The organism is Paenisporosarcina sp., assembly GCF_057785155.1.
Genome location: NZ_JBYNRN010000026.1, coordinates 18,907 through 42,048, shown reverse-complemented (window position 1 = coordinate 42,048; position 23,142 = coordinate 18,907). Strand labels below are relative to the sequence as shown.

Annotated in this window: 22 protein-coding genes; 6 read left to right on the top strand and 16 right to left on the bottom strand. The window is 36.7% G+C overall.

Annotated features, from left to right (window positions below; all coding sequences use genetic code 11):
- Positions 1–518: 518 nt before the first annotated feature.
- The 4 genes from AC3EA5_RS10950 to AC3EA5_RS10935 all read right to left on the bottom strand — a co-directional run bounded on the left by AC3EA5_RS10950 (position 519) and on the right by AC3EA5_RS10935 (position 3,668).
- Positions 519–1,058, bottom strand: coding sequence for a DUF4871 domain-containing protein (locus AC3EA5_RS10950; protein ID WP_488608384.1), 540 nt, complete (start codon positions 1,056–1,058; stop codon positions 519–521).
- Positions 1,059–1,664: 606 nt separating this feature from the next.
- A complete protein-coding gene (locus AC3EA5_RS10945; RefSeq protein ID WP_488608385.1) occupies positions 1,665–2,267 on the bottom strand; it encodes an alpha/beta hydrolase in 603 nt (200 codons plus the stop codon).
- Between the two features lie 13 nt (positions 2,268–2,280).
- On the bottom strand, positions 2,281–3,225 hold the full coding sequence (locus AC3EA5_RS10940; protein WP_488608383.1) for a ring-cleaving dioxygenase: 945 nt from the start codon (positions 3,223–3,225) through the stop codon (positions 2,281–2,283).
- Positions 3,222–3,668 (bottom strand): MarR family winged helix-turn-helix transcriptional regulator, encoded by a 447-nt coding sequence (locus AC3EA5_RS10935; RefSeq protein WP_488608382.1) that lies wholly within the window; start codon positions 3,666–3,668, stop codon positions 3,222–3,224. Before AC3EA5_RS10935 ends, AC3EA5_RS10940 begins: the two co-directional genes overlap by 4 nt.
- A gap of 156 nt (positions 3,669–3,824) precedes the next feature.
- On the opposite strand from AC3EA5_RS10935, the gene AC3EA5_RS10930 reads away from it, so the two are divergent.
- A complete protein-coding gene (locus tag AC3EA5_RS10930; RefSeq protein WP_488608381.1) occupies positions 3,825–5,123 on the top strand; it encodes a saccharopine dehydrogenase NADP-binding domain-containing protein in 1,299 nt (432 codons plus the stop codon).
- A gap of 138 nt (positions 5,124–5,261) precedes the next feature.
- On the opposite strand, the gene AC3EA5_RS10925 is transcribed toward AC3EA5_RS10930, so the two are convergent.
- From AC3EA5_RS10925 to AC3EA5_RS10915, 3 genes are read right to left on the bottom strand one after another with little or no spacing between them, the layout of a single operon-like run.
- Positions 5,262–6,383 carry a Ger(x)C family spore germination protein gene (locus AC3EA5_RS10925; RefSeq protein WP_488608380.1) on the bottom strand — a complete coding sequence of 374 codons (1,122 nt, stop codon included), beginning with the start codon at positions 6,381–6,383 and terminating at the stop codon, positions 5,262–5,264.
- Positions 6,383–7,492, bottom strand: coding sequence for a GerAB/ArcD/ProY family transporter (locus tag AC3EA5_RS10920; protein WP_488608379.1), 1,110 nt, complete (start codon positions 7,490–7,492; stop codon positions 6,383–6,385). The genes AC3EA5_RS10925 and AC3EA5_RS10920 overlap by 1 nt, the downstream gene beginning before the upstream one ends.
- A 15-nt stretch (positions 7,493–7,507) precedes the next feature.
- Positions 7,508–9,073 (bottom strand): spore germination protein, encoded by a 1,566-nt coding sequence (locus AC3EA5_RS10915; protein WP_488608378.1) that lies wholly within the window; start codon positions 9,071–9,073, stop codon positions 7,508–7,510.
- A gap of 392 nt (positions 9,074–9,465) precedes the next feature.
- Between AC3EA5_RS10915 and AC3EA5_RS10910 the strand changes: the two genes are divergently transcribed.
- Positions 9,466–9,639, top strand: a complete 174-nt coding sequence (locus AC3EA5_RS10910; RefSeq protein ID WP_488608377.1) for a hypothetical protein — start codon at positions 9,466–9,468, stop codon at positions 9,637–9,639.
- A gap of 353 nt (positions 9,640–9,992) precedes the next feature.
- Here AC3EA5_RS10910 and AC3EA5_RS10905 read toward each other — a convergent pair whose 3' ends face one another.
- From AC3EA5_RS10905 to AC3EA5_RS10890, 4 genes are read right to left on the bottom strand one after another with little or no spacing between them, the layout of a single operon-like run.
- Positions 9,993–11,000: a FecCD family ABC transporter permease gene (locus tag AC3EA5_RS10905; protein WP_488608376.1), complete on the bottom strand. Its 1,008-nt coding sequence runs from the start codon at positions 10,998–11,000 to the stop codon at positions 9,993–9,995.
- A complete protein-coding gene (locus AC3EA5_RS10900) occupies positions 10,997–12,004 on the bottom strand; it encodes a FecCD family ABC transporter permease (protein ID WP_488608375.1) in 1,008 nt (335 codons plus the stop codon). The genes AC3EA5_RS10905 and AC3EA5_RS10900 overlap by 4 nt, the downstream gene beginning before the upstream one ends.
- 3 nt (positions 12,005–12,007) lie before the next feature.
- Positions 12,008–12,937, bottom strand: coding sequence for an iron-hydroxamate ABC transporter substrate-binding protein (locus tag AC3EA5_RS10895; protein ID WP_488608374.1), 930 nt, complete (start codon positions 12,935–12,937; stop codon positions 12,008–12,010).
- A gap of 6 nt (positions 12,938–12,943) precedes the next feature.
- Positions 12,944–13,735, bottom strand: coding sequence for an ABC transporter ATP-binding protein (locus tag AC3EA5_RS10890; RefSeq protein ID WP_488608373.1), 792 nt, complete (start codon positions 13,733–13,735; stop codon positions 12,944–12,946).
- A gap of 162 nt (positions 13,736–13,897) precedes the next feature.
- Between AC3EA5_RS10890 and AC3EA5_RS10885 the strand changes: the two genes are divergently transcribed.
- Positions 13,898–14,962, top strand: coding sequence for an NAD(P)/FAD-dependent oxidoreductase (locus tag AC3EA5_RS10885; protein ID WP_488608372.1), 1,065 nt, complete (start codon positions 13,898–13,900; stop codon positions 14,960–14,962).
- A gap of 343 nt (positions 14,963–15,305) precedes the next feature.
- The gene (locus AC3EA5_RS10880) at positions 15,306–15,776 is read left to right on the top strand and encodes a hypothetical protein (protein WP_488608371.1); all 471 of its coding nucleotides are present in this window, start codon (positions 15,306–15,308) and stop codon (positions 15,774–15,776) included.
- 344 nt (positions 15,777–16,120) lie between these two features.
- On the opposite strand, the gene AC3EA5_RS10875 is transcribed toward AC3EA5_RS10880, so the two are convergent.
- The 3 genes from AC3EA5_RS10875 to AC3EA5_RS10865 are packed head-to-tail and all read right to left on the bottom strand — an operon-like array spanning position 16,121 to position 19,760.
- Positions 16,121–17,467, bottom strand: coding sequence for a GntP family permease (locus tag AC3EA5_RS10875; RefSeq protein WP_488608370.1), 1,347 nt, complete (start codon positions 17,465–17,467; stop codon positions 16,121–16,123).
- Between the two features lie 17 nt (positions 17,468–17,484).
- Entirely contained in the window at positions 17,485–19,035 is a 1,551-nt protein-coding gene (gene gntK, locus AC3EA5_RS10870) for a gluconokinase (protein ID WP_488608369.1), read from the bottom strand.
- Positions 19,032–19,760, bottom strand: a complete 729-nt coding sequence (locus tag AC3EA5_RS10865) for a GntR family transcriptional regulator (RefSeq protein WP_488608368.1) — start codon at positions 19,758–19,760, stop codon at positions 19,032–19,034. The genes gntK and AC3EA5_RS10865 overlap by 4 nt, the downstream gene beginning before the upstream one ends.
- A gap of 205 nt (positions 19,761–19,965) precedes the next feature.
- Here AC3EA5_RS10865 and AC3EA5_RS10860 point away from each other — a divergent pair, with 205 nt between their 5' ends.
- Positions 19,966–20,403, top strand: a complete 438-nt coding sequence (locus AC3EA5_RS10860; RefSeq protein ID WP_488608367.1) for a stage III sporulation protein AH — start codon at positions 19,966–19,968, stop codon at positions 20,401–20,403.
- Positions 20,404–20,553: 150 nt separating this feature from the next.
- Complete coding sequence (locus AC3EA5_RS10855; protein ID WP_488608366.1) at positions 20,554–20,856, top strand: DUF4362 domain-containing protein; 303 nt, start codon at positions 20,554–20,556, stop codon at positions 20,854–20,856.
- Positions 20,857–21,201: 345 nt separating this feature from the next.
- Here the strand turns inward: AC3EA5_RS10855 and AC3EA5_RS10850 are convergent, their stop codons facing one another.
- Together AC3EA5_RS10850 and AC3EA5_RS10845 are read right to left on the bottom strand one after the other, a co-directional pair.
- Complete coding sequence (locus tag AC3EA5_RS10850) at positions 21,202–22,026, bottom strand: methyl-accepting chemotaxis protein (protein ID WP_488608365.1); 825 nt, start codon at positions 22,024–22,026, stop codon at positions 21,202–21,204.
- 438 nt (positions 22,027–22,464) lie between these two features.
- A complete protein-coding gene (locus AC3EA5_RS10845; protein WP_488608364.1) occupies positions 22,465–23,103 on the bottom strand; it encodes a hypothetical protein in 639 nt (212 codons plus the stop codon).
- Positions 23,104–23,142: the final 39 nt, after the last annotated feature.

Below are 23,142 nucleotides of genomic sequence, written 5' to 3'. Positions count from 1 at the left end.
GTGTAGTAAATGTGTCCCTAGTGAGGGTGATCACTTGGTAGCAGCCTTTCCTCCATCGGCATTACCCAACTTCATTGGTACTACGCTGCTATCCGACTCCCTACAACGGCATTTGGTTTCCTTGCTTATTATCGCTTGTACACCATACTCTTCTAAAAAAAGAAAAGACCGGTAGGGTCTCCTGAGTTGCCGTATCATATCAATGTGTGACGTGCCAAGGTCTCTGACTCCAGAGAGGTTTTATCCTTCTTGCCTTTAACGATGGATAAAATGTAGCTTTCTGCTGTGCTTAAGGCATCAGCCCTCTCGATTTACTAACATTATGGAGCTCAATCCCTTCAACCAATTGGCTTTCGGCCCGCCACCTAACTGTCTACGCTTAAAGGCTACTGTTACCATTAGCCCTCCAAGACTCGCTACGAGTGAATGGCTAGTTCTATCTCGACGGGAATCCCACCCGCTATATGATACGACCTAGGCTCGGCCGCACAAGCACCCGTTACTTCAATAAAGCAATTCTATACAATTTCTACAACAATACTTTCATAAAGTTCTTCGTCAATATATACGAGGACTTTCCATATCCCTGCTGATGGAAATCTTAAGTGTGAAGGCATATTCACACTATCAGGGCTTACCTCAGCACTCTCATAAAAGGTACTTGGACCTGAAAGGACATCAACAAGTTCCTCTGTTCCTTTTTTTATGGCTTTTACTTCTACTGGTTTATCGTAGATATTTTCCTTTCCAAAATAAAACCAAAAATATTTCTGTTTGTCTTTTGCTATAATTGGTAACGGACCAGTAAAACCTATGCCGTCTTTATTTCCCACAACGGTATATGAACCATCTTCGCCACTTTCATATTCAACTGAATGTTGAAATGTTGAAGACAATTCCCAGTCATTCTCTGGGATTTCATAACTAACATCATTTTTGTTTTCATTTACTCTTTCTTCTTGTTTTGGTTCTTCGGTTTCATTACTTGTATTTTCAGTGCATGCAGACAACAATCCTATTGTCAGTATCATAAATAAAGCTAAAATAATTTTTTTCATTTAAATGACACTTCCTCTCATAAATTTTACGAGTAAACACCGAAAAACGTTTCATAAAACTTCTTCTACTAAACTGCTCCGTTAGTTCATAGGTTTTCTTTCATTTTAACATAAATATCCAATTAGACTTTTTAAACTTTAGATCTTATTTTCAACGAAATTAACATACGAATTCGCACACTAACACTAACTGCTGTCAACCTGTTAAAAAGTGTTGATAATTTACCCTCAATTCGGTTTAAACCACTCATATATCATTAAAAATGTAAAATCAATTTCCGATGCGAATTGGCGTGATAATTTAGTTTTTGTATACGAAAACGGAACCCTTAAAAAAACATCTTTTTATAAAGCTTAATCTGTTTAGGGGCTCATGTGACATCCCCTTCTTTCCGACGAAGCTAGACAACGATATAAGAGGTAGTGTTTTTGGCCACTGCCATTCCAATCAGCATTAGCAAATAAGACAAACATAGCTTACTTTGGAAAAGAAAAAGTGCGCACTGTCTTATCCCATTACTAATATCCGTAATCTTAACTTTCATATCAACAAAAAAACCAACCAGCTAGAGAAAAATCTCTTTCTGATTGGTTGCATACGATCGATTATTTATTTTGATACCACGCAGTAGCTTTTTCCACTTCACTAAACGTTAGTTGATGGCCATTGGTTTCCCATTCCAATGTCACTTCTGCACCGGCTTGTTCTAACAAGGCTTTCAAGTCTTCAGATTCTTGCGCCGGACAAATCGGGTCATTAGAACCCGCTCCAATGAACACCTGTTTCCCAGCTAAATCCGGCAGCTCAATTCCTCTTCTCGGAACCATTGGATGATGTAACATGGCGCCTTTTAATGAATCTTCGTAATGAAATAATAAGCTTGCAGCTATATTAGCCCCATTCGAATAGCCCACAGCGTAGATATTATAGCGGTCAAAACCATATTCGGTTGCTGCTTGATCTAGAAAGTCATTTAATTCTTTTGTACGGAAAACTAAGTCCTCTTCATCAAATATGCCTTCCGCTAAACGCTTGAAAAAGCGAGGCATCCCGTTTTCTAATACATTTCCTCTTACACTAAGTACATTCGCTTCCGGATCTACTTTTGATGCTAATGAAAGCAAGTCATGCTCTGTCCCACCTGTTCCGTGTAGCAAAAGCAATGTAGGTCTAGTAGGGTCATTCCCTTGTTGAAAAAGATGTCTCATTGTCATTTTCTTCTCACCCTTCATAATCTAAATTTCGAACTTCGATTGGAATTAAGACATTCATTAATGCATCTCGATGTTGTTCATACTGAGCTGGTAATTTCAACTCGGTTCCCATTGTTTCACCGGATTCATCATGTGCAAACCCTGGAGGATCCGTTGCAATTTCGAATAAAATCTCGCCACGTTCTTTAAAGTAAATCGCATTAAAGTAATTGCGGTCTTGGACAGGTGTCACTCCGTATCCAGCATTTCCAACATGTTCACGCCACTCTAACTGATCGGCGTCATCTTCAGCACGCCATGCAATATGGTGAACTGTTCCCACTCCCATTTGTCCTCGTCCACTTGGCGATGATTTCACATCAATTATATTTCCGATATCGCCATACGATTTGAATCGCAGCAAGCCATTTTCTTCCGCGATTTTTTCAAGACCCATCACGTCTACTAATAATTTAGCTGTTTGGTCTGGTTGAGCTGAAAACAAAGTTGCTCCGCCAAATCCTTTAATGGCTACATCAGATGTCACTTCTCCAAAAGCCCATGAACTTTGGTCTCCATCTGCTCGCTCAACTAATTCAAGTTGTAAGCCGTGCGTATCTTTAAACGTCAAATATCTTTCGCCAAAACGCTCTGATTTCGAAAACTCGATATTAAATTTAGCTAACCGGTTTTCCCAAAACGCAAAAGCACCTGTAGGCACAACATATGAAGTCACTCCTACTTGCCCATCTCCGATTACACCAGGATAAGCGTCTGCCCATGGGAAAAACGTGATAATCGTTCCTGGTTTTCCTCCGTCATTACCAAAGTACAAATGATACGTACCTGGATCGTCGAAGTTCACTGTTTTTTTAACCATTCGTAAACCCAATATTCCTGCGTAAAAATCTACATTTTGTTGTGGGTGTCCTACAATCGCTGTTATATGGTGAATCCCTGCTGTTCGTTTCATTTTGTTGTCACTCCTTTTTGTGTTGGCACTTTTTTCCCTACTCTTTTTAATAAATCGATCAATACATCGTGTTCTTGTTCTGTGAGTTCAGAAAAAATATCTTCAATGACGAGTTGATGCTGCGGAAAAATTGAATCCATTACTTGTTTTCCCTCGTCAGTTAATTCTATATAAACAACACGACGATCCTCTTTGCAATCACTTCGTGTCAGCCAGCCCTTATCTTCTATTTTATCGATGACGTACGTAATCGAACCCGTTTTAATCAAGACAGCTTCAGCTATTTGGCGAATGGTTTGTCTCCCTTTATGATAGAGGGTTTCCATAATGACAAAATCAGATGTGCGCATGTCATAGGAGGTAATGTCTGTTGTAATCAATTCTTGAACTGATTTTGATGCTTTCATTAAAACAATAAATGATTTCAATGACTTGCTTTCCATTTCGCAACACCTCTTTCTATGGTTAATTTTAATTATGTTTAATTAAGATATCTTGAATTAAAGATAATATTACACTGTTTTATTTTTAATGTCAATTAAACGGTTTGATTCAGACATATTAGAGTTGAGACCATTTCCTCTTTGATTACATAGGTTATGAATAAAACTAAATGGGGTTTTGGTTTGAAGAAACAACATTATGTAATTAGCATTCTTGGTAGTGCTGGCGGAGTTGCTAACGGCATTCTCTCTATTTTAAATAAATCTGCAATGAATCAGAACGATCCACTTCATCACATTATGAGTAAATGTAAAATTCATTTGATTGATTATGAACAAAAAGATGCTTTTACCTATTCACAATTATTCCCGCAGTTGAAAGATCAATTCATCTTGCATAAATATGATTTGAAAGACACGAAGCAATTTACCGAGCACCTAAAAAAGAGTCAAACTGATGTCGTTATTGACCTGTCATGGGCGGACACGGTTGAAATGATGACATGTTGTAATGAGGTAGGAATCAGTTATGTGAACACAGCATTGGAAAACACGATGATTGATGAAAATGAAGAGTTGTATGAGGGATTTGGTTTGATTGAGCGATTTAGACACCTTGAAAAGTACAAGGATAACTTTTCAAATCTAACCGCTATTATCGGATCTGGAATGAACCCTGGAGTCGTCCAGTGGATGGTACACGAATTACTCAAGACTGATTCACCTGAAAACAAACCTATTGGTTGCTATATAGTGGAGCATGATAATTCATTCTATAAAAATCCAAAAATCGCTAAAAAAGATACGATTTATACGACTTGGTCACCAGAGTGTTTTCTTGACGAAGCTATCTTGAGTTTTCCGATGTTTATGCAACACCACAATCCCCTCTTTTTCTATGAGAAAGTGTATGATCTTGAATTTAAAGTCAAGCTAGGAGATATAGAGTTTGATGGCTGTTTAATGCCCCACGAGGAAGTTTATACCCTTTGTAAGCAATACGACATGGAAGGCGGATTTCTTTATAAGGTCAATGAGCACACGACTAATCTAATCCGAGAAAATATAAAGGATGTAGACAAATTATGGAACCATGAGATGAAGGTTCTCGATCCTAATGAAGCTCCTTTACGTGGGGAGGATTTAGTTGGTGTACTCCTCGTTTATCCTGACAAGGAACGCTATATGTATAACGTCTTAAGCAACCAATCCGTCTATTCCGAGTACAAGATAAATGCAACGTACTTTCAAGTCGCTTGCGGTGTTTATGCTTCCCTATCAGTTCTGTTCTTAGATAACTTAGAAAAAGGTGCTTATTATGTTGATGAGCTATTAATTAAAACCAAAAACAACTTTGGCAAATATTTAACAACGTATATGACGGAATTTGTTACGGGAGAAAACGAACAGTCAGAAGGTTTATTACACCAACGCATGAAAAATCTTCGTAAATAAAAAAGGAGCTCAATACAAATTGAGCTTCTGGCTGTTGTAAAACTGAAAATGAAGGCGGTTGACTATAAAAACCAGCTTCAACACAAAGAAAGTCTATCGGTTTATATTACTAAAAATGCCCCATTCATTGAGCAAACGTTATTCAAAAACACCACTTCGAAGTATTTTAAAATTTACTGTAATATTAACTTTTGCCGTTGGATACTTGTCATGCCAACTTTCATGTGTAAGTTTTGAGTTGCGGACTTGACTTCGATATTGTTCACCGAGTCCAAATACATCTGAATTTATTTCCTGACAATAGTCTAGTATGGATTTTAGTTCCTCAGTCAGGCTTTGATTGATAGCTTTTTCGAGTTTTTCGACTTCTTTAGGATTATCAAAATCCACTTCTGCTTCTACTTCGAGTATTCTCGCATCTAAATCAATGTGTAAATCAAATTCCGGAACTGTTTGGTCAGTTAATTTCAATTTCTTTTTTGACGTGATTGTATCAAGAACAACAGGAACAGTTTCCGAGGAATTAGATCGATCAGAAGAGAATATGTCCCCTGGAATAGAAGTTTCAAATTTACCAGATTTAAACTTCCCTCTATTTAATAACAAATAAAAACTGTCTTTTGCAGGGAGTTGCCCAACTAATTTATCTTTATTAAATAATGCCACGTTTGAAACCTCGATTACTTCACCTTTTCTCACGATGATTGGCATAATAATATCCCTGCCAACAGAATAATAGTCTTGGACAACTTCATGTAAAGTCGAAGATGTGACTTGCTCAGCCTCCACATTTTGTTCGATTAGCTTATATATTTCTTGTCCAACATCATTCATGTTTTGATATGGATATTCCAGCAAGTCCTTTGAATTTCCGGGAGTCATGGCCAAAAGTATTCCACTACTGGTTGATGAATTCTTAGATAATGTATCTAGAAAATGTCCAATACCTTCAGTTGCGAGGGTTTCACCAAACAAAACAATTCTCATCTGTCCCGGCATTAATTTTTTCGACGTTTTACGATTTATTTCTGTCAGTGCTCCTAGACTTGAGTCATTTACGGCCGTTGAAGTCGTTACCATACTTTGAAATTCTGGGTCCACTTGCCGAATGACAGCGGTAGTCGACACTTTCCCGTCCTCATCCAGATCATAGCCAACCAAAGTGATCAATCCAATTTTCTCTAAAAGTTTCTGTTCAGCACACCCGCCTATAAGTAAAGTGAAGGATAGAATTAAAATGCCATGTTTAGTCATACGCATTATGTTACCCCCCGTTGAGACGTGAGTTTTTTCTTAACCAGTGCAAGTACATAAAGGACTAACGGATAGATAAATACGACATAGAATGCTACTTGCGCAAAAATATTATTTACGGCGTTTATTTGAATGCGGGACTTAATAGAAATTGTTAGAAGTAGAACAATGATTGAAAATACCCATATAAATTTTTTTGCATTGATATTGATTATACCCTTCAATCCCCTGTGTGCTGCCCATACATATAGGCATAGGTTAGGCAAAATAATCAGCATCCAAAAACAGACTGCTAAAAATTCAAAACGCTCTAAAAATGGAAATTGAACAATACTAAACAGTGATAATGTTGCCCAAATGGTTTTACTTAACTGTTCACCACTAAAGTAGGTCAATGAGACTAATATAATGGCTAGATACATCAACGTAGTGAGGAGTAAACCGTAATGAACAGGCTTTGCTATTTTTTTCTTTTCCTTCACAAAAGGAAAAATAATATACAAAATTTCAAATCCTATAATCGTAAAAGTCATCGCTTTTGCACCTTTCAATATATCAATGAATTCACTTTCAAGTATTGGAAACAGACTTTGTGGATCTGAATATTGAAGTGGAAATACCAGAAAAAAAATGAGCCAAAATGCCAATACAAAACTAAAGAAAGCAACACCAACAATTACACGTAAACCTCCTAAGAATGTATAAATTACGAGTAATAATAGTGTTGCGGAAATAAACCACGTACTTAGTAACGGAAATATCCACGTTTGAACCACTTCTATATAGTTTCTCAAGACTGAGTAAAATGCTACCGAGCAGTAAAAGACGTAAATGACGTTTATAAAATTCCCAATCCAAGTACCAAAAACTTCGCGATTAATTCCATACAGATCGTGTGAATCATACATCTCCAACGTCTTTATCATGACGATGGCAATGACATGTGTAGCAAGTCCAATGACAAGTACGGAAATCCATGCATCATGTTTAGCTTCTTGGTAAATGATTCGCTGAAATCCGTGAATACCAACACCAATTTGTGTTGTGTGAACAACGAAAAAGACTAGGAAAGCATTTATCATATGTTGGGGTTTTACGTGAATCATATTTTTCATCAAAACACCTTCAGTTCAACTTTTTTCTGGATTGATCGGTTCTGATTCAAATTTCTTTCTTTTTTTAGCTCTTGAACTTGTAGGTCTTAAATTAGTTAATGTCAGAGGCAATCTGACAATACTGTCCCGCCAATCAACCAATCGAGGTGGATAAAATGGTGCAGTATAAGGCGTACCTAAACTTGATTGTTTAATTAAGTGAATGAGTAAAAAACAGAATCCAAGCATGATGCCATAAAATCCCCAAAAGCCTGCAAGAATGATAATAGGAAATCGAATGGCACGAATAACATTCCCCATCATATAACTTGGTGTTGTAAAGGATGCAAGTGCACTTAAAGCAACAATAATAATTAATATATTACTCGTAATACCTGCCTGAACAGCAGCAGTCCCAATGACAATACCGCCTACGATACCAATAGTCTGACCTACTTTGGTTGGTAATCGAGCTCCAGCTTCTCTAAGTAACTCAATGATGAGTTCTAGTAGTAATGCCTCAATTATCGGTGGAAAAGGAACTAACGCCCTTGATTCACTTAAAGGAACTAGTAGGGATTGAGGAATCACCTCATAATGAAAGGTCAATGCAGCTACATATAAAGGTGTTAAATATACTGATAAAAAAACGGCGCCAAACCTCAATAATCTAAGAAAAGAGGCAATTGGCCACCTAAGATTTTGGTCCTCTCTACTTTGGAAAAACTCGATAAATGAATGCGGGCAAACAATGGCCATCGAGCTTCCATCTACAAGAATCCCCAACTTTCCATTTATTAGCCCATCACAAAACCGGTCAGGTCTTTCAGTTAAAAGCATCTGTGGAAAAGGAGATAACGAATTATCGTCTATCATTTCCGCCAGAAAGGAACTATCCAGTAATGCGTCAATCTTTAAATCGGTTATTCTTTGCCGAAGTGTTTGAACCATTTCCTCCGAGGCAATGCTTTTGAGATATAGAATGGAAACAGTTGTATTGGAAATTTTGCCAACAGAGAGTTTTTCAATATACAGATCCGGTGTTCGAATATATCGCCTAACCAGAGATTCATTTGTAGATAGGCTTTCATTGAATCCGACTTGAGAACCGATTACTTGAGATTCATTTTCTGGTGCAGATAATGATCGAGAGTCTCTTGTATTAATTTTTGCCAATAAAACAGTTGGATGCCCATTTTTATGAATGAGAGCTGTTCCACTAAACAGTTCGAGTATGGCTAAATCCAACTTCTCTGTCATATTCACTTCAGGTATTTGTAATTGGAATTTCAGCTCGGATGGAGATGAACTTGGGTTATTAAGCACAACCGGAAGAATGTGTTTATTAAGAACTCGGCTATCTACCAAATTTTCTATGTAGAAAAGAGTAAAGTCCTCAGTAATAAATTTAGTTTTTAAATCAGATGGGTTATTCGACTCCTTTTTGATAACAGAAATAAACCCATCTTTATCAGCCGAGATTATTTTTTTATCATGTGAATTAATATTTATAGACTTTGGTTTTAGACTTTCAGAGTCAGAACGAGCTTCTTGCTTTGATACTTTTTTCTTGAACATATTTTTAAAGTTTTTATTAAACATGGGACACCTCCCCATTTTTTCTTTGTTCCTAGAATAGGTCTTAGAGTTTTTTTCTATACGCATTCTTCTCATAATCTTTGGTGACCCAATTCAACAGGTTTTCCTGATTGCTTTTCTAACATGGCGATCAAGGAAACAATCGTTGTTCATTAACCAGTCTTATGGATTTAACTTAATTTAATGGAAAAAGGAGGTATTTTTAGTAGCGGTATCGAATTAATATTAAACACGGACTAATCGAATTTTGGAAGCTTATACGATCGCGGTGGGTTATACAGAGTGGCTCTGCATATATATGAAAGGAAATATACCATCTTTGTTTGTACTGCTTAACGGTATATTCACGTAAATATGCAATTTATACAAATTTAAATATGAATGGAGTGTTAATAATGATTTGGTTTCTCATTTTGATCCCAATTGGTTTAGTTGTATTCGGCATTTTGTATGATATTAAAAACAAAAGTTTTAAAGAAATCAAAGCTCCTCCAAAGGGTAAGAGCTCTGATGCTGCTTTTAGAGATGCAAATACGCATAACAACGTAAATAGTAGCGGAGGTTTATAAAAATCAGGGTTTTTAAAAAAAGAAAAGACAATCTTGATTTCGGTAAGATAGGTTTGCAGGTAGATTTTCCAGATCATAAATACCGAATTTTGTAGATTTAATTAAAATCAAATGTGTATATTTTTATTTAATCACGATTCTTGTTGATTGGAATGAAGGCGGCGACTCCAGGGGAAATAGCACGAACTTTAGACCCTGGACTGAGCACCGCGAGGGAAGCGGCTAAAGAAGTGCCCCCCGGAAAGCGTCCGGCGCAATGGAAATCAACACTTCTTCATATTTTCCTATTCACTATTGATAAGAAAAAACAAAATAAAAACACAAAAATAGCACCCCATTAGGAGTGCTATTTTCTACTTCTTCGTTAATAAATATATAAAATAAGGTGCACCAATGAGAGCTACCATCACTCCAGCTGGAAGACCATTCGGTTCTACGATATTGCGACCGATTGTATCCGCAATAAGTAACAGCCAGCCTCCAATTAGTAAACTCATTGGCAGAAACAACTGATGTCTTGGACCAACAAGAGTACGTGCAATATGTGGTGCCATTAATCCAATAAACGAAATCCCACCCGTCACTGAAACAGCTGATGCAGCAAGTGCGACAGCCGCTAACGTTAGTACAATTCGTTCTTTTTGTACAGATAGACCAACTCCTATGGCTACCGGTTCACCTAGACCAAGAATGTTTAAGCGATTCGCTTTTATTAATGAAAATGGTATGAGGATAATTAACCAAGGGAGTATAGCCAAGACAAATGGCCAATCCGTTCCCCAAATATCTCCCGCAAGCCATCGAGCGATGAAATCCACTTTGATGCGATCAGCTGATGAAATCATGACAATCATTGCGCCTGACAAAGCCATCGACATTCCGACTCCCACTAATACTAGTTTCACTGGCTGCATGCCCGTTGTTCTGCTATAGGAAAATACATAAATAATAACTGCCGTGAGCAAAGCTCCAAGAAATGCGACAAAAGGAAGGGCGTAAATAAATGTACCTGCTTCTGCTGGGAAATAAAGAAAGAATATGGCAACCGCTACGCCTGCTCCAGAATTTATTCCGATAATTCCAGGATCCGCTAACTCATTTCGTGTAATTCCTTGCAGCAAAGCACCTGAAAGAGCCAAAGCCATTCCGGCTAATAAAGTAATGACAATACGTGGTAAGCGCACTGAAAAAAGGACAAATTCTTCTTTAAACTCCCCTTGACCGAGTAAGGTTGGAATAATGCGATCGTATGAAACGGATGCGTATCCGAGCCCCATACCGATTACGGCAGTTGCTATTATTAATAATGTGAAAGTGATGAATAAAAGTCTCTGCTTTCGAATAATAGAGGTTTCAATCATGTGAAACTTCGCCCTCCTTTTCGCACAATGTACAAGAAGAATGGCAAGCCCATTATGGCTACGACTGCGGCTACAGGTGTTTCATATGGTGCATTAATCGTACGAGCGACTGTATCCGCAAGAAGCATAAACGCAGCTCCTACTATTGCTGACATTGGAAGCACAAATCGGTAATCTGTTCCGACAACCGACCTTACAATATGCGGAACCATTAAGCCGAAAAACGCAAGATTTCCTACAAGTGCCACTGAAGCACCTGTTAAAATAATGACCAAGACAAACAAAATTGATTTAATCAATCGAACGCGTTGCCCTAATCCTACCGCCATTTCTTCACTTAACGAAAGAATGGTTAATTGTCGAGAGCACATGAGAGAAATTGCCACTCCAATTAACACAATCGGGGCAATCAAAAACACTTGATTCCACGTTGTCCCAATCATTCCTCCTGCTGTCCACATAGACACTTGCTGAGAAATTTTAAAATAAATACCTATGCCTTCAGCAATGGCATATAGAAAAGCAGAAATCGTGGCTCCTGCTAAAATAATTCGAAGAGATGTGAAGCCTTCTGGATGAAATGAGCTAAAACCGAAAACAAGGATTGCCCCTACAGCTGCTCCTATAAAACACGTCAGCATGACACCAAAGTAATTAACAGATGGCCAAAATGCCACCGTAATCGCTAGTGCTGCATTCGCTCCAGCAGTAAGACCTAACAAACCTGGATCGGCAAGGGGGTTACGAGTCATGCCCTGAATAATAGCACCGGAAACGGCAAGAGCCGCGCCTACAAGGGCAGCGGCTACTTCTCGCGGAAAACGAATTTCCCGCAACATAATGGCTTGGTCATTCGGTGCTTTAAATATGGCAGATAGGACATCACGAACATTCGTATCGGCCGCTCCGAAAACTAAAGCCATGCCGAACAGCACAATCATCAGAATCACGCTCACACCAAGTTTAATGGAATATGGAATGCGTTGAATCCGATAATTTAACATGAATTAGTTCCCTAAGAATGACTCTTTAAAGAAGTCTAATTGGTAATCAAGAGTCAATGGATCATTGAAATAAAATTCCATCGCATCCACTGTAAACATTTGATTGTTTTTCACTGCAGGGATGTTTTTAAACGTTTCAGTTTCTTCAAATGAGTTGTCAGCATCTTTATGTTTACTGAAAATCAAATAATCTCCTGTAAACTCAGGTAATACTTCTGCTGATAATGCATAATAACCATCAGCTAGTGCCATTTCTTTCACTTTTTCAGGCATTTTCAGACCCATTTCTTGGTACAAGATTTCTGTCCCACGGCCCCAGTTGTCGCCGAATACATATAATTGCTTATCGAAGCTTTCAATTACTGTAACCGTTGCATCTTCACCGATTTCGGCTTTAATGTCGTCCCCTATTTCTTGCGTACGTGTTTTGAATTCATCAACCCACGTTTGAGCTTCTTCTTCTTTATTCAACAATTTACCGATTTCAATATGTTGTGTTAAATAATCAACTTTACCGTAAGTAAACGTAACCGTTGGAGCAATTTCCTTTAACTTCTCTACATTTTTGATGTTAGATAGGCCGACGATTAAATCTGGATCTAATTCAATGATTTTTTCTAGATTTTCGTCCGTTACTTCTTCTACACCTTCAAGCTTTTCTTCGAAGCGTGGATTCATTTTTGACCATGAATCAACTCCTACTAGAGGAACATCAAGTGCCATGACATTACCAGCAAATGAAGATAGAACTAATACGCGTTGTGGATCTGCTGGAACTTCTACTGGTCCGTTTTCCGATTCATAAGTAATCGTTGTTGGCTCTGAATTCTTTTCTTCTTTATCTGCAGATGATCCTTCTTCTTTAGAACCTCCACATGCTGCTAAAACGAACATTGCTAGTAATGCTATGAATACGAATGAGTACTTTTTCATTTTATGTCATTCTCCTCTAACTAAATTATAGGTAATACAAATGGGTTTTCCTGTACGTGGATCTTCGCCAATTTCAGCGTCGATTTGAAACAACTCGCGTAACACGGGTTTCGTGATAATTTCTTCACTTGGTCCGGACTTAACTATTTTCCCAAACTTCATGCCGATAATGTAATCTGCAAAACGGGCTGCGTGGTTTAGATCGTGTAGGACCATCACAATTGTGCGTTTTTCTGTAGCGTTTAAGCGCTGCAGTAATTCTAATATTTCAAGTTGGTGCGCCATGTCGAGATAGGTAGTTGGTTCATCCAAGAAAATCATATCTGTTTCTTGTGCCAGAGCCATGGCAATCCAGACGCGTTGACGCTGTCCACCTGATAGTGAATCGACTGGATGGGACTTGAAGAATTTCGTACCTGTAACGTCAAGTGCCCAATCTATCATCTCTAAATCTCGTTTAGTCAATTGACCAAAGCGATTTTGATGAGGGAACCGTCCATATGAAACCAGTTCTCCAACTGTTAAGGCTCCTGCGCTTTCAGGTGTTTGTGGTAGAACCGCAATTTTTTGAGCTAATCGTTTCGTTGGTTCTTTGACAATACTTTCACCGTCGAGAACAATTGATCCACTTTGATGTGGAATTATACGTGTTAAAGCCTTTAACAAGGTAGATTTACCACAACCATTAGAGCCAATAATCACCGTTATTTGTTCATCTGGAATGGAAATCGAAAGCTCATCGACAATCGTTCGATCACCATATCGAATTTGTAAATCTTTTGCCTGTAGCCGAACCATTTGCTACCTCCTTCCCAACATAATTTATGTATTTTAACTGATAACGATTATCAATTTCATTTACAACGTAACTATAATGGGGTAAGCTAGAACTGTCAAGAGGATTGAATATAAAAAAAATTGTCAGAATTTAATGCAAGTTGAGGAAGGATTGAAGAAGGAATGAAACAATCAGAACTTTATGATGTAACGATTATTGGTGGAGGTCCAGCTGGACTATATGCCAGTTTTTATAGTGGGTTGCGTGGTTTAAAAACAAAGATTATTGAATTCCAACCTCAACTTGGCGGCAAAATTCATGTTTACCCCGAGAAAATGATTTGGGACGTTGGCGGACACCCCCCACTTCCTGGCGCATTGCTAATCGAAAAACTAGTTGAGCAAGGTTTAACATTCCAACCAACCGTCGCATTAAATACAAAAGTTGAAGCCATTCACCAAGGCGATGATCGAATTTTTGAACTCGTCACTGATTCGAATGAACATCATTTCTCTAAAACTATCATTGTGGCAATTGGTAGTGGCATTTTAACTCCACAGAAACTTCAAATTGAAGGCGCTGACCGATTTGAGGTGAGCAACTTGAATTACACAATTAAATCGTTAATGCACTTTAAAGATAAAACGGTCGTTATTTCAGGTGGCGGTAATTCAGCCATTGACTGGGCTAATGAACTCGCTCCGATTGCAAAACAAATTATTGTTGTCTATCGAAAAGGTGACTTTACTGGTCATGAAGCACAAGTATCTAAACTTTTTGAAAGCAATGCCATCTGTCTGTTTCATAACTCAATCTCAAAACTGATTGCATCAAGTGACAATTCTAGAATTGAAACGGTTGAAATCACACATGCGACTACCCGTGAAAAACAATACTTAGCTGTAGATGAAATCGTCATTAATCATGGATATGAACGGGATATTGCCTTACTTGAAAACAGCCCCCTTCAAATTCAATTAGCGGATGGATCGTTTATTGAAGGAAGCACGAACAGTGAAGCTTCTGTTCCAGGGATCTTTGCAGCGGGGGATATATTAAAACATGAAGCAAAACTGAATCTCATTGCAGGGACTTTTCAAGATGCTGCGAATGCGGTGAATAAAGCGAAGCAATATATTGAACCAGGGGCTGCCAGTGTAGCAATGGTTTCGTCTCATAACGATGTCTTTAAAGCGCGCAATAAAGAACTGGTGAAAGAGTTATTAAAAGAAAATGTACATGTTTAATGTACTTACTTTAAAAAATTGAAAATGGGGAATCCGAAAAGTCATGTACGTGACTTTTATGGGATTCCCTTTTCTTTATCTATAAAAAAAATTGCTGATTTTCATTGCTGCGGACGCTTTCCGGGAGGCACGGCTATAGCCGCTTCCCTTGCGATGCTCAGTCCAGGGTCTATAGTTCGTGCTGATCCCCTCGGAGTCGCCGCCTTCATTTCAATCAGCAAAAATCCTATAAAATCTATTATTGCATTTTGCTCATCACTTTAAGGCTTATTAATACTAATAACTCGCACTGAATAATTATGTTATCCTAAATTTTCAATATGATAACCAAAGGAGTGATTTTTTGGAACACCCATACTCATGTCATTTTGAAATAGATTATAGATACGGAGATGTTGAAATTAAATTAAATGGAGATCATCAAGATATCCATTTCAAATTTATGATCGCATTCTTTTCAATACCTTCTTTTTTCATTGTCCTTTTACGGCTATGGGATGGAAAAACGAAAAATAATGAAATAGACGGTTTCGGTTTTGCGGTAAGATATTTTTTCACTGTAGAGGAGAAAAATTTATTTATTGAACATTTAACTATTAACGAAAATGGTCAACCCATTACTAATAATTATAAATTTAACTTCGAGAAATTTGTTAAAGCAATAGATAAAGGTTTTTCTGAGTATCTTCAAGAACAACTTAGTAAAGGAATACTTCCTCTAAAAATTGAGGAACATTCTCACCACTTATCGAAACATGTAATTAACGAATATGAAGAATTCTCGACCATCATCAATGAGAAAAAAGGCAAATGAAGATTAAGGAGACAAATGTAATTGGAGTGAGAAAAATACAAAATGGATGAAATAAAACGCTTTTTAAAAGAACGGAAAAAATCTTATCTTTGGACCTCCGAGGTATTATGTTGTACCAATTTTGTCGATGATAATAGGTTACGGCATTGTGGAGTTTCACGCATATAAACTTTGGAAAAAAGATGAATTTTGAGATTAATATCATCTTTAACTCTCCTGAAAAATTTATACTCTTTGACTTTCTGTCATGTAGCTATGAAGAAAAGACAAAAAAACGAGCTTGGAAGGCTACTCCAAGCTCGTTTTTCTATACAAATCAACCATTAAGTTAATCATATACTTTTTTAAACAAACAAACTTAATAGCAAAATAAAGCCTAATCCAGCAACTGATATAATCGTTTCTAGTAATGTCCATGTAGCAAACGTTTCTTTAAGAGTTAAACCAAAGAACTCTTTGAACATCCAGAAACCCGCGTCATTTACATGGGAAGCTATTAAACTACCTGCTCCAGTTGCAAGAACTACTAATGCTAAATTTACATCCGTAGTGCCTAACAAAGGAATGACTAAGCCAGCAGTAGTTAAAGCTGCAACGGTTGCTGATCCTAAAGCGATCCTTAAGATAGCTGCGATTATCCATGCTAATAAAATCGGTGATAAAGTTGTATCACTAAATAGTTCAGCAACGTATCCTCCAACACCACCATCGATTAACACTTGTTTGAAGGCACCGCCACCACCAATAATTAATAACATCATCCCAATACTAGCAATTGCACTAGAACAAGAATTCATTACTTCTTTCATTGGAATATTTCGTGCTAATCCCATTGTGTAAATTGCCAATAGTAAAGACAGTAACATAGCGGTAGATGCGTTCCCTATGAATCGAACGATTTCAAACGTCATATTATCTGGAATGTCCATTGTTTGTTGAACCATCGTAATAACGGTTGCAATTGACATAAGAATAACAGGAAACATTGCAGTAAATACACTGATACCAAATCCTGGTGTTTCTTCAAGGTTAAATGTTTTTTGTTCTCCTAAAGAGGCAATATCACCAGTTCTGTTAAATGAATCCGGAACAAGTTTTTTAGCAATCTTCGTAAATAAAGGACCTGCTAAAATTACCGTAGGGATGGCGATAATAAAGCCATATAGCAATACCTCTCCAATATTCGCCCCATATTCACCAGAAATAACGGTCGGTCCCGGGTGAGGCGGTAAGAAACCATGTGTTACAGATAAGGCTGCAGCCATCGGAATTCCTAAATAGAGAATAGATACTTTTAATTGTTTTGAGATGGAGAAGATAATTGGAATTAATAATACTAAACCAACTTCAAAGAATAATGCTACACCGATAATGAATGAGGCAACAACAACTGCCCATTGGATGTTTTTCGGTCCAAATTTATCGATTAAGGTCATTGCAATACGTTGAGCCCCACCCGCATCTGCAATTAATTTACCAAGCATCGCACCAAGTCCAAAGATTAATGCTAAATGTCCAAGCGTTCCGCCTAGACCCGCTTCAATTGATGTAACAATACTGCCTAAAGGCATTCCTAATCCTAAAGCAACTCCAAAAGAGACAATGATTAATGAAACAAATGTATTTAGTTTAAAGCCCATAATCAGAACGAGTAAAGACACAATTCCGATGGCAACAATAAATAACGGCATGTTTATTTCCCCCAATTTTAGTTCGTATTTTTAGATAATCCTCTTTGATACTTTGCAATGCTTGCATACTCTTTTTCTAAAACTCTTGATACATTAATGAAAATTGGTAGTAATTCTCGGTATTCTTGTACATCTTCTTCGATTGGTGTGTGTTTATGTGTACTGCCAATCATGTCAGATACAACATCAAATGATTCGATTTCTCCTATTGCGTATAATCCTAAAATACAAGCCCCTAAACATGAGCTTTCATAGCTTTCAGGGACAATCACTTCTAGGTCAAATATGTCGGCCATCATTTGACGCCATACATCTGATCTTGCGAAACCACCAGTTGCTTGAATTCGAACAACCGGTTCATCCATTACTTCCAGCAACGCTAAGAACACGGTGTATAAATTGTAAATAACACCTTCAAGAGCTGCTCGAATCATATGTTCTTTTTTATGGGACATTGTTAAACCAAAGAACGAACCGCGTACATCCGGATTCCATAATGGTGCTCTTTCTCCCGCTAAGTAGGGATGAAATAGAAGACCATCTGCTCCAGGTCTTACGCGTTCAGCAATCTTGATTAACACTTCATACGGATCAATCCCTAATCGTTTTGCGGTTTCTACTTCTGAAGACGCAAACTCATCACGAATCCATCGAAGGACCATTCCTCCATTATTAACTGGCCCACCAATAACCCAATGCTTTTCGGTTAAGGCATAGCAGAAAATTCGTCCCTTTTCATCCGTTTGGGGGCGATCAATGACTGTGCGAATAGCTCCACTCGTACCAATCGTTACAGCCACTTCGCCTTTTCCAATGGCATTTACACCAATATTAGAAAGTACGCCGTCACTAGCACCAATCACAAAAGTTGTTTCTGAACTGATGCCAAGCTGCTTGGCAAATTCTGCGTGACAGTTTGTGAAAGTTTCTGTTGTAGGTACTAACTTTGATAATTGATCTCTTGTAACTCCTGCAATCGTTAAAGCTTCTTTGTCCCAATCTAATTCTTTCAGATTCATCATCCCCATAGCTGAAGCCAAGGAATGATCAACAACGTATTGGTCAAATAACTTTTTAAAGACATATTCTTTAATGCCTATATATTTTTTCGCTTTACTGGCGATCTCCGGTTTTTCATTCACAATCCAAGCCAATTTACTTAAAGGGGACATCGGATGAATCGGTGTTCCTGTCCGTTTGTATACTTCGTGTCCATTCATTTCTTCTTTAATTTTCCGCGTCCAAGCTTCACTTCGATTATCCGCCCAGGTAATACATTGTGTAAGTGGCTGATCATGCTCGTCCATCGCAATTACACTATGCATGGCACTACTAAAGGAAATGAACTGTAAATCTTCAGAAGATATGTTGGATTTCGCTATAACTTTTGAAATCACATGTAGAACAGCTTGGAAAATCTCATCTGGATCTTGCTCAGCTGTCGAGATATCCGGTGTGTGCAATGGATACCCCTTGTTTTCTTGTTGAATGATTTCACCTTGTTGTGTAAATAAAACAGCTTTCGTGCTAGTTGTACCAATATCTACACCTAACATATAGTTCGTCATTGATTTTGCTCTCCTTTTTTCGTGAGCATTTGTTGAGACATCCAAAGATCATCTACGGTACCTTGTACGTCATCAAAATTCTGATGCATAGCTTGAATCATGATATCTCGATCTTTCTTTTGTATCGCTTCAATGTACAGGTCATGATTTTTTAAGATGCGAGAAAAATCATCTATCTTTTCCTCTAATCTCATCCGCATGGACAACAGAATTAAACTCTCCATAACAGGTTTTGCATTATTCCAAATCAAGTAAATGTAAGAATGATTAATCGAGCGAATAACCGTCTCATGGAATAAAACATCTTGGTATGAAAACTCATCCGCATCTTTATATTTAATCGCTACCTCCATCATTTCGCGGATTTTACTAAGTTCTCGCACTAACTCTGTTGTATCTATCTTTAATATACGTTCATATACAAACGTCTCGATTAATAGGCGCACATCATATAATTCTTTAATATCTTGTTCATTTAATCCGATAACGACAGCACCCATTCGCTCTAAACGAATCATATTTTCGGATGCTAATGTTTTTAAGGCTTCCCTAATGGGTGATCGACTCACTTCAAATTCTTGAGCTAATTTATTTTCTGATAAAACGGTACCCGCTGGTATCAAGCCTGAAATAATTCGAATACGTAGTTCAGATGCTAAGCGCACTCCCGTGGAAGCGTTTGCAATCCACTTTAAAGGAAATAAGAATTCTTCACGTTTTTCCATACTCTCAGTCCTTTATTTGTATTAGGTATACTTGTATACAAGTATGATAGTAGAGAAACTCAAAAATGTAAACGCTTTTATCTTTGGTGGTTTTATTTTAATTGGATATTTATGTTAAAATGTGAATAAGCTAGCGAAGGAATGTTCTTAAACTTACGGAGCAAGTTAGTAAATAAAGTAATTTAAAAGCAAAAGGATGGAACTAATGATTTTTACAATTGATAAAAACCCAGAAAATGAAACTTTCGGTGCGATAATGGATTTAGCATTCGAAGTTTGCACTGAATTTCATCTCGTTCTAAGAAGAGATATGGGGAATATTCGAGCATTAGATCCTATCTTAGATCAGCTTAAAGGTTCGTTCAAAGAGATGAGGCTAGAATCGAAGTGGGCAAGTACAATCTTGGACGACGATAATAAAGCAGAAGTTTATTTTTACCATGCGGATGAAAATGCCAAGAAAGTTATAAGAGAATTGTCAAATTCACTATACGAATGGAGTTTGTCAGAACCAAATGTATTACCTGAAGATTTATCATTTTTTAAGGGTGATAATGAATGGTTAGTTAATTGTGCACATGAAAGAGAGAGTTATATAAATACGGACGGTGAAGATGAAATTGAGAGGTTAAAGAATATTTAAGGATTACAGATTAGTGAATATTCTCGTTAATTATGTAAAAAAACTTTTCTTTCTTCGACTATTCTATGCTTCAAAGCTCTGTTATTTAATCATTAAGAGATAGGTAGTTGAATAAGGACTTACAACTAAATATGTAAGGAGTGTGTAAGAATGTGGCGTTTTTTAATAGGTATTACAATATTTATTCTCCTCATTTCAGGCTGTCAATCAAATAACATTGATGAAGATGTAAATGTACAGAATGACAAAAAAGGTATTGTAGAAGTGGTAAGCAAGCATGGTCACATTCAAAATCTCGATGCTTTAAATACATTTGTAGAAAATGTTAAAAATCAAATTAAATCTGAAATCAATTATGTTCGTTATGGAATTGAGGGTCAACGTGGAGTAATGACACTAACATTTAACGGTGAAAATATTAATGTTTTTCATGAAGTGGGGGAAATTTTATAGAAGAATATGAGTGTAAAGATGTAATAGCAGAAACAAACGAAGATGTTAAAAAATATATACTTATTCAATGTTCAGGTGATTTTGAAGGGGATTTTGAGTTATTAGAAGTTTCGACTAAGCAGTTCTATTAACGAAGAAATTAGTTCAGAATCAGGAACTTTTCAAAAAAAGTGAGTTGAGAGTGACTCTCCGAAAAATCTTATTGTTAAAAATGATAATTCACAACAAAGTAAACCCTCTTATTTTGATAAAACTTAATTCAAAACAAGGGGGTTTTATATTTTAATTATTGAGCATTCTCGCTAAATTTTCATATCTACTAAAGTAAAATAATGATCCCTTTTTTTATTTAGCAACGCCTTCAAATTCTTCAATAACTTTGTTAAATTTAGTTTGAGTTTCTGAGACTGTTATTTGTAAATCCTCTGTAATTTTACTAACCTTTTCTACTTCCATTGTAATATTCTCTACATTTGTATTCACATTTTTGATGGCATCATCAACATTACCAGCCAATTTTCGGACTTCATCAGCTACAACTTTAAAACCTCGTCCTTCTTTTCCAACTCGCGCTGCTTCGATCGCCGCATTTAATGCCAACACATTTGTTTGTGTAGAGATATTGCGTATGGTTTTAGTTATTTCAATTATTAAATCAGTTTGTTTTTTTAGTGATTCAACTGCTTGAATTTTTTCTTTAGAATTTTTAACAACTAGACTTACCAATTCTACTGGCATATCCTTTAATTCAGAGATTATTTTTGCCGTGTTATTTTCTCGCTCTGTAATATTGGTTGCTATTTTAAGAACAGCATCAACTATTCCATCTTCATTTAAAATTGGAATGTAAGTGGCTTCTAACCAAAGTAACTTGCCTGTTTTATCGATTCTTTGAATCTTTTCTTGAAACTTATTCCCTTTTTCAAGATTCCCCCACAATTCTTCATATTTTCTACTGTTACTGAATTCAGGAGTACAAAATTGTTTATGCTGCATATTCTTCATTTCATCAACTGTATATCCCATATTCTCTGCGAAGTTTTCATTTACCCAGATAACTTCTCTATTTATATTAAATTCTATCATGGCTAAATTTGATTCTAGTGCTGCTAAAACAGATGTTTGATCTAAAATTTGAGTGCTTCTATTAATACTTGAAATAATACTCATATCCTAAACTCCCTTTATTAAAAATGTTATTAACAATATTGCAACAGTAACATTGACCTATATTATAATTATTCAGAAAAATATATTAGTACATTAAGGCTAATCATAAATCATAGGCGTTATCTTTTGAGTATATAAAATATTTGGTATAAATAAACAGAGAAAGGAAGATCATTCCTTTTAAAATTAAGTAAACATAACCAAATCAAATCTTCCCTAGAAACCCGTTTACAACAGATATTATGCAATAGTCTGGGATGATAATCCAATTACAGTATGTTTTAATTCCGAACAATTTAATAAATTATTTAGCCAAAAAAAAGACGCTCAGAAAAATCTGAGCGTTTTTATTAAACATTTATATTACCAATTAACTGTTAAAACATATTCGAATTAGATTCTCCATCCACATTTACGTTGAAGGATTAATTTTAGCACCTATAATTCAATTTTTAATTTTTGTGATTCGCTCAATTTATTTTCATCCTCATCATATACATCACTAGTTGTAATCTCAATCCATTTAAGGTCTTTGGAAGATTCTATAATAAAGCCTATGTTGCCCTTTTTAGTTGTATTACCGTCTATCTCACCGTTTAAATCTTCAAGATAAATATCTTTTTCCCAATCAATCTTCTCACCTGTGCTTGTTTCGATCATTGCTATTGGAGCAAATTTCACTTTTTCTTCGGACATATTTTCAGTTTCTATAAACACCTTAACAAAATTAAATTTTTCTTCATGTGTCAAAACATGAAAGTAATCAACAAGGCTGTAATCTGGTCGTAAGTGAATAACCTTCAGATCTTTCACACGAAGTTCGATCGGGCCAACAGGGTAAGTCTCATTCACAAGATTAATCGCCTTTAAAGTAGCTTCCCCTTTTTCATCTGAAACTTCTTGGCCAACTTCCAGTAGTGAACGATCATCTGTCACTTGTGGATTTGATGAGTAATCATTTAAATAATCGTCTTCTTTCTGTTTTTCGTTTTCAGAAACAGAACTGCTTTGTACGTTGCTTGAACACCCATATAATAAAAGGGATACAAGTGTAATAAGGATAATTATATTTTTCAAGTAAAGCCCTCCGATTTTCAAATTTAACAATGAAAGAGA